Source organism: Serratia sp. BIGb0163 (assembly GCF_024809935.1).
Classification (GTDB): domain Bacteria; phylum Pseudomonadota; class Gammaproteobacteria; order Enterobacterales; family Enterobacteriaceae; genus Serratia; species Serratia quinivorans.
Genome location: NZ_JANUDZ010000002.1, coordinates 216,585 through 230,383 on the forward strand (window position 1 = coordinate 216,585; position 13,799 = coordinate 230,383).

At 55.9% G+C, this 13,799-nt stretch carries 13 protein-coding genes; 6 read left to right on the forward strand and 7 right to left on the reverse strand.

Annotation, left to right across the window (positions count from 1 at the left end; all coding sequences use genetic code 11):
- Positions 1-47 precede the first annotated feature (47 nt).
- The gene (gene nadR, locus M2406_RS11980) at positions 48-1,307 is read left to right on the forward strand and encodes a multifunctional transcriptional regulator/nicotinamide-nucleotide adenylyltransferase/ribosylnicotinamide kinase NadR (protein ID WP_012005121.1); all 1,260 of its coding nucleotides are present in this window, start codon (positions 48-50) and stop codon (positions 1,305-1,307) included.
- A gap of 36 nt (positions 1,308-1,343) precedes the next feature.
- Here nadR and M2406_RS11985 read toward each other — a convergent pair whose 3' ends face one another.
- Positions 1,344-2,345 (reverse strand): zinc-binding alcohol dehydrogenase family protein, encoded by a 1,002-nt coding sequence (locus tag M2406_RS11985; protein ID WP_012005122.1) that lies wholly within the window; start codon positions 2,343-2,345, stop codon positions 1,344-1,346.
- A gap of 98 nt (positions 2,346-2,443) precedes the next feature.
- On the opposite strand from M2406_RS11985, the gene M2406_RS11990 reads away from it, so the two are divergent.
- Positions 2,444-3,355, forward strand: coding sequence for a LysR family transcriptional regulator (locus M2406_RS11990; RefSeq protein ID WP_259190171.1), 912 nt, complete (start codon positions 2,444-2,446; stop codon positions 3,353-3,355).
- Between the two features lie 180 nt (positions 3,356-3,535).
- On the opposite strand, the gene ettA is transcribed toward M2406_RS11990, so the two are convergent.
- The 4 genes from ettA to M2406_RS12010 form a co-directional block, all read right to left on the reverse strand.
- A complete protein-coding gene (ettA, locus tag M2406_RS11995) occupies positions 3,536-5,203 on the reverse strand; it encodes an energy-dependent translational throttle protein EttA (RefSeq protein WP_259190173.1) in 1,668 nt (555 codons plus the stop codon).
- Between the two features lie 140 nt (positions 5,204-5,343).
- Positions 5,344-5,841, reverse strand: coding sequence for an OmpA family protein (locus M2406_RS12000; protein ID WP_012005125.1), 498 nt, complete (start codon positions 5,839-5,841; stop codon positions 5,344-5,346).
- 36 nt (positions 5,842-5,877) lie between these two features.
- Entirely contained in the window at positions 5,878-7,125 is a 1,248-nt protein-coding gene (locus tag M2406_RS12005; protein ID WP_012005126.1) for a diguanylate cyclase domain-containing protein, read from the reverse strand.
- Positions 7,122-7,736 (reverse strand): YfiR family protein, encoded by a 615-nt coding sequence (locus M2406_RS12010; protein WP_218217276.1) that lies wholly within the window; start codon positions 7,734-7,736, stop codon positions 7,122-7,124. Before M2406_RS12010 ends, M2406_RS12005 begins: the two co-directional genes overlap by 4 nt.
- A gap of 745 nt (positions 7,737-8,481) precedes the next feature.
- Here M2406_RS12010 and sltY point away from each other — a divergent pair.
- Together sltY and trpR are read left to right on the forward strand one after the other, a co-directional pair.
- Positions 8,482-10,410, forward strand: a complete 1,929-nt coding sequence (gene sltY, locus M2406_RS12015) for a murein transglycosylase (RefSeq protein WP_259190174.1) — start codon at positions 8,482-8,484, stop codon at positions 10,408-10,410.
- A gap of 55 nt (positions 10,411-10,465) precedes the next feature.
- Positions 10,466-10,795, forward strand: a complete 330-nt coding sequence (gene trpR / locus M2406_RS12020) for a trp operon repressor (protein ID WP_012005129.1) — start codon at positions 10,466-10,468, stop codon at positions 10,793-10,795.
- An 18-nt stretch (positions 10,796-10,813) separates the two neighbouring features.
- On the opposite strand, the gene yjjX is transcribed toward trpR, so the two are convergent.
- Complete coding sequence (yjjX, locus tag M2406_RS12025) at positions 10,814-11,353, reverse strand: inosine/xanthosine triphosphatase (RefSeq protein ID WP_012005130.1); 540 nt, start codon at positions 11,351-11,353, stop codon at positions 10,814-10,816.
- A gap of 111 nt (positions 11,354-11,464) precedes the next feature.
- Here yjjX and gpmB point away from each other — a divergent pair, with 111 nt between their 5' ends.
- Positions 11,465-12,112 carry a 2,3-diphosphoglycerate-dependent phosphoglycerate mutase GpmB gene (gene gpmB / locus M2406_RS12030; RefSeq protein WP_012005131.1) on the forward strand — a complete coding sequence of 216 codons (648 nt, stop codon included), beginning with the start codon at positions 11,465-11,467 and terminating at the stop codon, positions 12,110-12,112.
- Here the strand turns inward: gpmB and robA are convergent.
- Positions 12,109-12,978, reverse strand: coding sequence for an MDR efflux pump AcrAB transcriptional activator RobA (robA, locus tag M2406_RS12035; protein WP_012005132.1), 870 nt, complete (start codon positions 12,976-12,978; stop codon positions 12,109-12,111). The genes gpmB and robA overlap by 4 nt on opposite strands.
- 341 nt (positions 12,979-13,319) lie before the next feature.
- On the opposite strand from robA, the gene creA reads away from it, so the two are divergent.
- Positions 13,320-13,799, forward strand: coding sequence for a protein CreA (gene creA, locus M2406_RS12040; protein WP_012005133.1), 480 nt, complete (start codon positions 13,320-13,322; stop codon positions 13,797-13,799).

The window sequence follows — 13,799 nt, forward strand, 5'->3', positions numbered from 1 at the left end:
GGTGTGCAGATTATGCTATTTTGTTTAGCATATTAAACGGAGGGGCTATGCGGCAATTCGATTACCTGAAGGCGTCGATTAAGCAGAAGAGCTGCACTCTGCAGCAGGTGGCGGATGCCAGTGGCATGACCAAAGGCTATCTCAGCCAGTTACTGAACGACAAAATCAAAAGTCCGAGCGCCCAGAAACTGGAGGCGCTGCACCGTTACCTTGGCCTGGAGTTTCCACGGCGTGAGAAAAAGGTCGGCGTGGTGTTTGGTAAATTTTACCCTTTGCACACCGGCCACATTTACCTGATCCAGCGCGCCTGCAGCCAGGTAGATGAGCTGCACGTGATCCTGTGTCACGACGAACCCCGCGACCGGGAGCTGTTCGAAAACAGTTCAATGTCGCAACAGCCGACGGTCAGCGATCGTCTGCGCTGGCTGCTGCAAACCTTCAAATACCAGAAAAACATCCATATTCATTCCTTCGACGAACAGGGCATTGAACCCTATCCGCATGGCTGGAACGTCTGGAGCGATGGGGTGAAGGCTTTTCTGGAACAGAAAGCCATTGTGCCGAGCTTTATCTATTCCAGCGAAGCGCAGGATGCCCCGCGCTACCGTGAACATCTGGGGATTGAAACCGTTCTGATTGATCCCGAGCGTTCATTTATGAATATCAGCGGCCGCCAGATCCGTCAGGATCCGTTCCTTTATTGGGATTATATTCCGACCGAAGTGAAGCCGTTCTTTGTTCGTACCGTGGCGATCCTCGGCGGTGAATCGAGCGGCAAATCGACGCTGGTGAACAAGCTGGCAAACATCTTTAACACCACCAGTGCCTGGGAATATGGCCGCGACTATGTGTTCTCGCACCTCGGTGGGGATGAGATGGCGCTGCAGTATTCCGACTACGACAAGATTGCTCTTGGGCAGGCGCAGTACGTCGACTTTGCGGTGAAGTACGCCAACAAAGTGGCCTTTATCGACACCGACTTCGTCACCACTCAGGCCTTTTGTAAAAAGTACGAAGGGCGCGAGCACCCCTTTGTGCAGGCGCTGATCGACGAGTACCGGTTTGATCTGGTGATCCTGCTGGAAAACAACACCCCCTGGGTGGCGGATGGCCTGCGCAGCCTGGGTAACCCCAAGGATCGCAAAGTGTTCCAGCATTTGTTGGAAGAGATGCTGCGGGCCAATAACATCGAGTATGTACACGTGGAGTCCAGCGACTATGACGAACGCTTCCTGCGCTGCGTCGAGCTGGTAAAACAACTGCTGGCGGCCGATGCCAGTCGGCTGCTCGGTGTTGCGGCGGTATAAGCCATCGGGGCGCAGCGTGCTGCGCCCCGTCTGCCATCAGTAAACAATCACCAGTTTGCCCTGCATATGCCCGTCGAGCAGTTTTTTATGCGCGGCGGTCAGGGTGTCGACCGTCAACCCCTGCAAGGTTTCGCTCAGGGTGGTACTCAGTTTTCCTTCATCCAGCATTTGCGCCACTTGCTTGAGGATCTCACCCTGTTGGGCGATGTCCGGCGTGGTGAACATGCTGCGAGTAAACATCAACTCCCAATGCAAAGCGGCACTTTTCAACTTCAGCGCATTTTGGTCCAACGGCTGTGCATTTTCGACGATGGTACAGATATGGCCCATTGGCGCAATCAGATCGGAAATCGCTTTCCAGTGCCCGTCGGTGTCGTTCAGGCAGAGAATATAATCCACATTCTCAATGCCCTGCTGCGCCAGATTCGCTTTCAGATCGCGGTAGTCCACCACCAGATCGGCACCGCGTTCCCGGCACCAGGCCGCCGACTCGGGGCGTGATGCAGTCGCAATCACCTTCACCTGACTGCGCTGCGCGGCAAACGGGATCGCCAGCGAACCTACGCCACCGGCACCGCCGATAATCAACAGGGTTTTACCGGGGGCGGCGTCCTGAATCTTCAGGTGCTCGAACAGCGCTTCCCAGGCGGTCAGAGCGGTCAGCGGCATGGCGGCGGCTTCAGCCCAGTTCAGACTTTGCGGCTTATGGGCGGTAATACGTGAGTCAATCAACTGATGGGTAGTGTTGCTGCCTGGGCGGGTGATATCACCGGCGTACCAGACTTCATCACCGGGTTTGAAACCGCTGACGCTGCTGCCCACTTCGACCACGATACCGCTGGCATCCCAACCGAGAATACGGGGCTGTTGCAGGCCACTTTTTTGCAGGCCGGCATGGACCTTGGTATCCACCGGGTTGACCGACACCGCTTTGACTTCAACCAATAAATCGTACTGGCCTGGGGTGGGTTTTTCCGGGCTGATTGCAATGAAGTTGGCGGGGTTTTTCGGGTCTACGGCAATGGCTTTAATCGACATGACTGTGCTCCTTTCGAATGAATACCCTCAGTGTAGACCTGTTGGCAGTTGATGATAAGATGGACAATAACTAACTGAGTGTTCGTTTGAGGTGAACAATGAGGTTTAAACAGCTTCAGGATATGGAGTTGTTTGCGCTGGTGGCTGAATGTGGCAGCTATACCGCCGCTGCCAAACGGGCTGCCTTGCCAAAGTCCAGCGTCAGCCAGCGCATTAGTCAGTTGGAACAGACGCTGGGCCTGCGGCTGTTGAACCGCACCACCCGTCAGCTCAATCTGACCTTTGCCGGTGAACGCTATCTGGAACACTGTCAGGAAATGCTGTCCGCCGCCGAACGGGCCGACCTGGCGCTGCAACGGCTGCGTGATAACCCCAGTGGGCGGTTGCGCATCTCGACCCCCGCCGGGTTGGGGGCGACCTTGCTGGCGCGGCTGGCGGCGGATTTCCAGCGGCAATATCCGGATGTCTCGCTGGAGGTGTCGGTATCTGATGCCATGGTAGATATGGTGCAGGAGGGGTTCGATGCCGCACTGCGGACCGGCAAACCGCAGGACTCTTCGCTGATTGGCCGACGTTTGGGGCATGCGCCGCGTTATTTGCTGGCGTCGCCGGCCTATCTGGCGCAGTCCCCGCAGATTGTCGATCCGCAACAGTTGCAGCAGCACCGCTGTATTGCACACAGCTCCTGGCCGGTCTGGAGTCTGCGTCGGGGCGACGAGTATTTTCGTTGGCAGCTGCCGATGCGGCATGTTACCGATAATCTGCTGTACGCGCGTGAATGTGCGATTGCCGGTGCGGGTATCACCATGCTACCGGCCTTTCTCAGCCGTGAGGTGGTGGCGCAGAAGCAATTGGTGGAGGTATTGCCGGAATGGCAGGCGGAAGGCAATGAGCTGTATCTGGTTTATCCAAGCCGCAAGCTGAATTCACCGGCGCTGGCCTGTTTTATCGACGTGGTATTGCAACACCCGGTGTTTGACGATTATGCCCGCGAGCTGGCGTGGGAATAAAAAAAGCGCCGCAGGCGGCGCTTCAGACTACTGACAAAGCCCGTTATTAGGGAGAGCGTGCCGAAGGGGTCGTAGCGGCTTGCCCGCCGGAGCGCCCCTCGGTGCGCTAGGCCCGAGTATCTCGGTTTCAAAGACAACTCAGTCATCAAACTCAAGCGCCGCATGCGGCGCTTTCCGGGATTACTTGGCGATTCGCTTGTACTTGATACGGTGTGGCTCAAGCGCTTCGGCGCCCAGCGTCCGTTTCTTGTACTCTTCGTATTCGGTAAAGTTACCTTCGAAGAATTCCACATTGCCTTCATCCTGATAATCCAGAATGTGGGTGGCGATGCGGTCAAGGAACCAACGGTCGTGCGAGATGACCATCGCACAGCCTGGGAATTCCAACAGGGCGTTTTCCAGCGCTCGCAGGGTTTCGATATCCAGGTCGTTGGTCGGTTCATCGAGCAGCAATACGTTGCCGCCAACCTGCAGCAGCTTGGCCAGATGCAGACGGCCACGCTCACCACCGGACAATTCGCCGACGCGTTTGCCCTGATCGACACCCTTGAAGTTGAAGCGGCCGACATAGGCACGGCTTGGCATTTCGGTGTTGCCGATACGCATGATGTCCTGGCCGCCGGAAACTTCTTCCCAAACGGTTTTGGAATTATCCATGCTGTCGCGGAACTGATCGACCGAGGCCAGTTTGACGGTGTCACCCAACACGATGCTGCCGGAATCAGGTTTTTCCTGGCCGGACATCATGCGGAACAGCGTAGACTTACCGGCGCCGTTCGGGCCGATAATGCCAACAATCGCGCCTTTCGGTACTGCAAAGGTCAGGTCATCAATCAGCACGCGGTCGCCGTAAGACTTGCGCAGGTTACTGACTTCAACCACTTTATCGCCCAGGCGTGCGCCAGGTGGGATAAACAGTTCGTTGGTTTCGTTACGCTTTTGGTATTCGGTGCTGTTGAGCTCTTCAAAGCGAGCCAAACGGGCCTTGCCTTTGGACTGACGGCCTTTGGCGCCCTGACGAACCCACTCCAGCTCTTTCTCGATGGATTTGCGACGTGCGGCTTCGGAAGAGGCTTCCTGCGCCAGACGAGCGTCTTTTTGCTCCAGCCAGGAAGAGTAGTTGCCTTCCCATGGGATACCTTCGCCACGGTCCAGCTCGAGGATCCAGCCGGCCACGTTGTCGAGGAAGTAACGGTCGTGGGTAATGGCCACTACGGTGCCTTCGAAGTCATGCAGGAAGCGTTCCAGCCAGGCCACGGATTCGGCATCCAGGTGGTTGGTCGGTTCGTCCAGCAGCAGCATGTCCGGTTTTTCCAGCAGCAGGCGGCACAGGGCGACACGGCGACGTTCACCACCGGAAAGGTTGGCGATTTTCGCGTCCCACTGCGGCAGGCGCAGCGCATCGGCGGCACGCTCCAGCTGGGTGTTCAGGTTGTGGCCATCATGGGCCTGAATGATCTCTTCCAGGCGGCCCTGCTCAGCGGCCAGCTTGTCGAAATCAGCACCTTCTTCGGCGTACAGTGCGTACACTTCATCAAGGCGTTTCAGCGCACCGACCACTTCTGCCAGCGCTTCTTCGACCGACTCACGGACGGTATGTTCGAGGTTCAGCTGCGGTTCCTGCGGCAGGTAACCGATCTTAATCCCTTGTTGTGGGCGAGCTTCACCTTCGATATCGGTATCGATGCCGGCCATGATGCGCAACAGAGTGGATTTACCCGAGCCGTTCAGACCCAGCACACCAATTTTGGCGCCAGGGAAGAAGCTCAGCGAGATGTTTTTCAGGATGTGACGCTTCGGCGGAACCACTTTGCCGACGCGATGCATGGTATAGACGTATTGAGCCACGGTGCCTCTGCCTCTCTATATCAGTTTTTATAGGATGTCTGGCTGCGGAGTGTAGCCCGTTTCGACAGCGGATCCCAGACATCACACAGCGATCGCTAAGTATAACCTTTTATGCGCCGGTGAAGGCGCATATTGGTCACTTAAGGGGTGACGACTATCGCGACGCGGCGGTTTTCCGCCCGGCCGCTGGAGGTGCGGTTATCGGCCACCGGATCGCGTTTACCCATGCCGCGGGTTTCGATGTTGGCACGTGGAATGCCTACGCTGGCGAGCAGATCCGCCACAGCATTGGCGCGACGCAGAGAGAGCTGATCGTTATAGCTGTCTTCACCGTAATTATCCGTATGACCATCCAGACGGAACTGAGTGATACCGACGCTCATCAATGCGCGGCCCATTTTCTGTACCGTGTCAGTACTTTCCGGGTTCAGCTTGCCGATGTTATTGCCAAACAGCACTTTGTCGGACAGGCCAAATTCCCAGCCGTTATCGGTCAGCTTGAACCCTTGCGACTGCAACAGGGCAATTTGCTCGGGCGTCAGGCCCTGAGGTTTGCTCTGGCAGCCGGTGAGGGCCAGCAGGGCGATAAACATCATCGCCAGCAGTGAAAAACGGTTTTTTAGTGTTTGCTGTATCATAATCAAAATCCCTAGTTTTATTTTTTAGCCGGGGCCTTATTTTTGTATTGCCAGCCGCCAGCCTCCGTTATAACGATGCTTTGCCTGGTACATCGCATCGTCAGCTTCGTGCAAGAGCCCCTGAGGCGTTACCGCATGCTCGGGGTAAAGTGCAATACCGATACTCAGAGAGGAAATCACCGCCTCATCGTTCGGTAAAATCACCGGTTGGGTCATGCAGTCGATAATGTTATCGGCAATCTGCAGGACATCTTCCGTAGTGTGGACCGGTGCCAACAATACGGCGAATTCATCACCTCCCAAACGTGCCACCAGATCGCTTTCACGCAGCTGCGCGCGAATGCGCCCGGCAATGGTAGTCAACACCACATCGCCTGCGGCATGGCCGTAACTGTCGTTAACTTCCTTGAAACGGTCACCGTCGATAAACAGCACCGCCAGTTTTTCGCTGGGTTTAATGTCCCCCAGCGCACGGCTCAGACGGCCCTCAAAGAAGGCGCGGTTCGGCAAGCCGGTCAGGCTGTCGTGGGTGGCCCGGTGAGTCAGTGAGTCATTTTCCTGTTTCAGGTGTGCCTGCCAGGCTTCCAGCTCGTCGAGCAGGCCATTAAAGTCGCTGCTCAGCTCATGCAGTTCGGCAATCGGCGCCGACGGCACCCGCAGGCCAAAGGCGCGATCGCGACGTACCGCATGCGCGACATTGGCGATGTCATCCAGAGAACGGACAATGCCCACCAGCATGCGGCGGGAAAGCACCAGCGCACACAGGGTACTGAGCACCAGGCAGGCGATCATGCCGATCATGCCGCGCAACAGAAAGCGCAGCAGGCTGCCGCCGTGGCCCAGCAGCCAAACTTTGCCGACCTCTTTGCCTTCATGAGTAATCGGCAGGATCACCGGTTCCGGCAGCGCCCAGCGGGCCACGATTTGTTCCATACCGTGCAGCGGGCCATCTTCGGGGTGACGCCAGGTGGCGAGCACTTTGCCGCTGTTGTTCAGAATTCTGGCTTCCGATACCTCCTCTTTGGAGGCGATCAATACCAGCGCCTCACTTGCGGCGGTGCGGTCTTCAAACACCACGGCAGCTTCGACGGTATAGCTGATGGAGCGTGCAATCAGGTGCAGGTTATGGTTGGCATAAGCGCGCAGCGCAAACAGCGCGACCAGCGTCAGGAAAATCCCGGCGGTGCCGACGGCAATCAGCGCCAGCCCAAGATGCACCCGTTGCAGCACCCGGCCCAGTGTCGGGCGTGACTGACCCGATCGGTTCTTGCGCAACCACTTCATAGCGGCGGCACCGGTTTGCGTGCCAGTTGCAGCACGTTGGGGTGAACGCGTACGCCGCTGCGTGCCAGTGCATCTAGGTTCACTTTAAAGCTGGCCTCGTCCCCTTCGAACTGCAGACAAAATGCGTTGCCGGCAGAACACTCCGCATCGTTCTCGCTGATGCTGAGAATCGAATGACCGTTAATGCGCTGGATGAAATTCTGTTTCTGCCCGGCATTGATATTGCCTAAATAAATCACGTCACAGCCGGTGCTCAGCAATGGGCTGTCGAAAGCGATGCGCTCGGCTTTTATTGGCCTGGGCGCGCTAAGCAGGATGGGATCGAACAGTCCTTCGGCATACTGTGTCGGCGCCGTCACGCACAGTCGGATAGGGTTGGGTCCACTCGGCCAGCGGGCATAGCTGATGATGCCGACCACCACAGTGGTGACGGCATGGGTACGATTTTTATATGAATCGCCAGTCTCGGGGTGGGCCAAACCGGGAAATGCCAACAGAGCGAGTAGAAACAGCGATAACAGACGGCCGTTGTCCAGACGTGCGCAAAGGAAACTCATGAATGAGTTTTTTGCGCAGGTCACTAACAACGCGGCATTTTTTGCCATCTTCATCTGCTATTCCTGCCCACGTCCGCAGTACTGTTGCGGCAACATAACGATGAGAAGCCTGACCCGGTCGAAGGGATAATTGTCTTGCTGAAAACTGTCAATCGCACTGCCTGATGAACACTATCTAACCCATAATTGGCGCGGATTGTATTATAAGATATCCCTGTTGCGCGCTTTATGTGCCATTTTCTCGGAATTATCTTAGCCTTTTTTAATAGTATAAAAACGACCACCGGGGTTTGCCAGGCGTTTTCTGCAAAGTTGGCGCGCCAGGCCTGGGTTCTGGCGGTTTGCGCAACTTTTCTGCCCCTCGTTTTGAGTGCGAAATCCTGCGACGGCTAATAATTTCAAATGGCTTGGTTTTATATTGGCGGTGGGGATTAATAATCGCGGGTCCGACCGGTTTTTAGCGTTAGCCCAGGATGAAATGATTAAAACGGCAAAAATTGCCGCCAGCTTTAATTAATTTGTCAGCGAGGGTAAACCTTTTTTACCTGAAGCCCATCGTGACGATAAACTTCTTCTACAGTAGTGAATGGATAGGCGATCCTGCTGTCTATGATAGACGGCTGAGCGGGTTGCTCAGCGTCCCCCTTTTGCTCTGGCGTGCCGGATAGACGTTATTCCACGACAGAGCGCGAAATACTCGGAGAGCCGGGTTCACCGATCCGTTGGCTGCTGACGTAGCGCGGCAACGGGCTGAAGCGGCTCTGGCAACACCATCAGCATTAGCGAGGAAAGAGTCAGTATGGTCAAGGTAGACAAGTGGCGGTTTTTGGCTGTGGGCCTATGCCTGACGGCATTTTCAAGCGCCGCATTGGCGGATTCCCTGGACGCTCAGCGTCAGCGCTACCTGCAGATCAAGCAGGCGTGGGACAGCAAACAGATGGACGTGGTGGCGCAACTGATGCCGACGCTGCGTGATTACCCGCTTTACCCTTATCTGGAATACCGTGAGCTGACGCAAGATCTCAGCCAGGTCGGATTCTCTGAGGTGAATGACTTTATCAAGCAGCATCCGACGCTGCCACCGGCCAAATCGCTGGCTCCACGTTTTGTTAATGAACTGGCGCGGCGTGAAGACTGGCGTACTCTGCTGGCCTTCAGCCCGCAGGCGCCGAAACCCATTGCTGCGCGTTGCAATTACTACTATGCCAAATGGGCCACTGGCGATCAGACCGCGGCCTGGAGCGGTGTCGACGACATCTGGATGAGCGGTAAATCGCTGCCGGGAGCCTGTGATAAGTTGTTCAGCGTCTGGCAAGGGGCCGGTAAACAAACGCCAACGGCTATTCTGGAGCGTATGAAACTGGCGTTGAAAGAGGGCAACAGTGGCCTGGTGAATAGCCTCTATCGCCAATTGCCGTCAGATTATCAGACCATGGGTGATGCCCTGGTGCGCCTGCAAAACGATCCTGCGACGGTTGAGTCCTTTGCCCGCAGCGTGGGGCCGACCGACTTTACCCGCGCAGCGACCGGTATCGCCTTCGAACGCCTGGCGCGTCAGGATGCGGAAAACGCCCGTGCGATGATCCCAACCCTCGTCCGGCTGCAGAAAATGAGCGACAGCGAGCGGCTGGGGCTGGAGGAAGCGGTGGCATGGCGCCTGATGGGCAGCGATGCGACCTTTGAACAGACCCAGTGGCGCGACAAGGTGATCCTGCGTAGCCAGTCACCGGCACTGCTGGAGCGCCGCGTGCGTATGGCGCTGGGGGCCGGCGATCACCAGGGGGTGGCGACCTGGCTGGCGCGTCTGCCGACCGAGTCACGCAATAAAGATGAATGGCGCTATTGGCGTGCGAGCATGTTACTGGACGAAGGCAAACGCAGCGAAGGGGAAGAGATCCTGCGTCGGCTGATGACCGAACGTGGCTTCTACCCGATGGTGGCGGCACAGAAACTGAATACGCCTTACCCGGTGATGGTGGCGGTAGCGGCAAAACCCCGCGCTTCATTGGTGGATGGCCCGGAAATTGCCCGGGTGCGCGAGTTAATGTACTGGAATATGGATAACCTGGCGCGCAGCGAGTGGACTTCCTTCGTGGCCAGTCGCAGCCGCCCGGAACAGGAAGCGCTGGCGCGTTATGCCTTCGAGCAGAAATGGGCCGATCTCAGCGTGCAGGCAACTATTGTCGGCAAAATGTGGGACCACCTTGAGGAACGTTTCCCGGTGGCCTGGCCGCAAGAGTTCCGCGCCGCGACCGATGACAAGGGGATAACGCCGAGTTATGCCATGGCGATTGCCCGTCAGGAGAGCGCCTGGAACCCGAAAGCACAGTCACCGGTAGGGGCCAGCGGCCTGATGCAGGTGATGCCACGTACCGCGCAGCATACCGTGCAGATGTACAATATTCCCGGTTACTCAAGCCCCAGCCAACTGCTTGATCCGCGTGTCAATATTACCATCGGCACCAGTTATCTGGAGTATGTTTACCAGCAGTTTGGTCGCAACCGGATCCTGTCATCGGCGGCTTACAATGCCGGTCCATCTCGGGTGAATACCTGGTTGGGTAACAGTGAAGGGCGGGTTGATGCCGTGGCATTTGTCGAAAGCATCCCGTTCTCGGAAACCCGTTCTTACGTGAAGAACGTGTTGGCATACGACGCATTTTATCGCTATCTCATGCATCGGCCGGCTAAAGTGCTGACCGACGCCGAGTGGCAGAGGCGTTATTGATTTTGACGTCGCTATGGTATGCTGCTGTACTAGTTAAATAGTATGGTGGCTTGCCATGACGCAATTATCGCTTAACGACCCGGCTCTTTCAGAACAAGGTAATGAGGATTGGCTGCGCTTTGTTGCGCTGCTGCAGAATTCGTTTGCCCAGGATCTGCATCAACCACTGATGCAACTGCTGCTGACGCCGGACGAACGTACGGCTTTAGGCACAAGGGTACGGATTATCCAGGAATTGATGCGCGGTGAGATGAGCCAACGTGAGCTGAAGAATGAACTGGGGGCGGGGATTGCCACCATCACTCGCGGTTCAAACAGCTTGAAGGCAGCGACGCCTGCGCTGAAACAGTGGCTGGAACAGCAGTTGCTGGGCGATGCGCAGTAGCGCCGCGCCCACCGAAGGTTATTTCTGTGCCGCGTTGTTATGGTTCTGGTAGATAGGGTTGTGGAAAGGCACCAGCGCCAGCAGCAGAGCCTGATGGTAAACGCTGGTGCGGCTCAATCGCCCATCGGTAAAGATGCCAATAGCGCCACCCTGGCGTTTCACTTCGGCATTGCCGGTGATGGTTGCCATTTCACTGCCCAATTCGCGGCCGGCGCGAATTCCCTGTAAAATCGTCTCCGGCAGCATCAGGCTGGCTGAGCGCGATTCGCCACGGGTCTGCGGGTTTTCCACCGTCATCCAGGCGAAAGTCATATTCTCTTCGATTCCAGCCTCCACGCCGACCCAAAAGTCGGCCTCAGGGCGTACCTGCCGCGCTTCCATAACACGCTGGCGTGCACCGGTGCGGGTTTCGTGATTACCTATGGGTTGCAGTGAAACGCCACTGGCGACGTCGACCGATTCAATGCGGCATTGGTCCTGGCCAAAAGTGTCCTCAAAGGCCAGTTGAATAGCCTTGATCTTTGCCGGGTTGGTAGTTGCAGCGACAACATGATACATAACGGGTTTGGCATCCTTAAGCTAAGAGCCTATTCACTACGTCAGGCGTTTGCGCAAGCGGCATCTGACGACGATAAACTCAGGTTTCACGCAGTATAACGGAAAAGCAAAATGTTACAGGTATACCTCGTTCGCCACGGCGAAACGGAGTGGAATGCGGCTCGCCGCATCCAGGGTCAGTCGGACAGCCCGTTAACCGCCAACGGTGAACATCAGGCTCGCCTGGTTGCCCAGCGCGTCAGCAAACAAGGCATCACACACGTGATTACCAGCGATCTGGGGCGTACCCGTCGCACTGCGCAAATCATCGCGGAGGCTTGCGGTTGCGAGGTGATAAACGACCCGCGTTTGCGTGAGTTGCATATGGGGGTGCTGGAAGAGCGCTTAATCGACAGTCTGACGCCGCAGGAAGAACAGTGGCGCAAGCAGATGGTCGATGGTACTGCCGATGGCCGTATCCCTCAAGGTGAGTCAATGAGCGAGTTGGGCGACCGGATGCGCGAGGCATTGGAAAGTTGCCTGATGTTGCCTGAGGGCAGCAAACCGCTGATTGTCAGCCATGGTATCGCTTTAGGCTGTCTGATCAGTACCGTGCTCGGGCTACCGGCCTATGCCGAGCGCCGCCTGCGTTTACGCAACTGTTCACTGTCGCGAGTCGATCATCAGCAGAGTCCCTGGTTGGCTTCTGGCTGGATCGTCGAAACGGCGGGCGATGTCACGCATCTGGACACGCCCGCGCTGGATGAACTGCAGCGTTAACGGCGGATCGGGATCAAATAGTCGCAGTTGATCTCGGTTGGCGGTTGGGGTGGCCGACGGTCACCCTTGGGATAAAAGCGCTCAATATCGTGCCCTTTACGGCGCGTGAGTTTGAGTGCCGGCAGGCAGGTGCCATAAACGGTCAGAATAAAGTCCTGCAGGCCAGAAGCCGGGCCTTCATAGCTGAACATCGCATACTCGCCACCTTGCAACACCAGCGGCTGTCCGGCCTGAATTTTCGCCGGTACGTGATGCGGTTCCAGCGCCGTGGTGTACAGCACTTCCTGCTCGTCATCCTTTTCCTGACTCGGACGTGAATGGTGCAGCCCGTATAACACCGGCGGCAGCGACTCTGCTTCGCCCAGATACTGGCGCCAGAACTGTGAACGCAGCTCGGTACGATAGTTGGAAATTTGCTCCAGCGTACAGGAATAGCTCTGCGTCAGGCCAATCAAGTGCTGTTCCGGCATCGTGACAAACTCGGGTTGCGGCAGAGTAAAGGCGCCCAGGCGGATTGGCGGACAAATGCCGAATGAGTTCCAGTCTTCTGCACGGCGATACAGTGCCGGTGTTTGCGCAAACTGTTTTTTAAATGCGCGGGTAAATGTCTGCTGCGAGTCGAAGCGATACTGTAAGGCTATATCCAGAATAGGTCGGCTGGTTAAACGCAGCGCTACCGCAGCCTTGGATAATCTCCTTGCCCGGATATAAGCCCCGATGGCGTTACCGGTAATATCTTTAAACATCCGTTGTAAATGCCATTTAGAGTAACCTGCTTTGGCCGCCACATTGTCCAGTGACAAAGGTTGGTCCAAATGGCTTTCCAGCCAGCTAAGCAGATCACGAATAATACCGGCTTGATCCATAGATCTTCCTCGTAGAGCTTTAGGGTAGGAACCCGAACTGTTTATTCATTACGCTGGTGCTTGCGCTATCAGACCAATCCATGAGCCATTTTGCGTAGCACTCTTTCCGCTTGCCACTGTTGAGCAAGGGTTGGATAGGGGCACACCTTAAACGGGCGCAAAGATATAACGACGCCGCATAATAGCAATTTTTTTCCTCCGAGACTCTCAAAGATTTTTTTCACGCTCTGTGCTAAAAAGACCGGTGCGGACCAGAAAGATCCTTTTTCTGTGACCTAAAACATAAACAATATTGATTGCCGGAACCCATTTTTAGGATTTAGCCTATTGGAGTTAAGTGAATGAAAAAAGGATGGTTATTTTTGTTTTGTTTAGTTTGCGCAACGGTAAATAGTGCGCAGGCAGAACAGGTTGGGTCGGTTGATACGGTATTTAAACTCTTTGGTCCGGACCATAAAATTGTGGTGGAAGCGTTCGACGATCCTGATGTTAAAAATGTAACTTGTTATATCAGCCGGGCAAAAACCGGTGGCATCAAAGGTGGGTTGGGATTAGCGGAAGATACTGCGGATGCTGCCATTTCTTGCCAGCAGGTTGGGCCGATTGAGCTGACTGATAAAATCAAAAATGGTAAGGCGGAAGGGACGGTCGTGTTCCAGAAGCGAACGTCGCTGGTGTTCAAGAAACTGCAGGTGGTGCGTTTCTACGATGCTAAACGTAATGCATTGATTTATCTTAGCTATTCAGACCGCGTGGTGGATGGTTCACCGAAGAATGCGCTGAGTGCAGTGCCGATCATCCCCTGGGGTGAGGCAAAATAA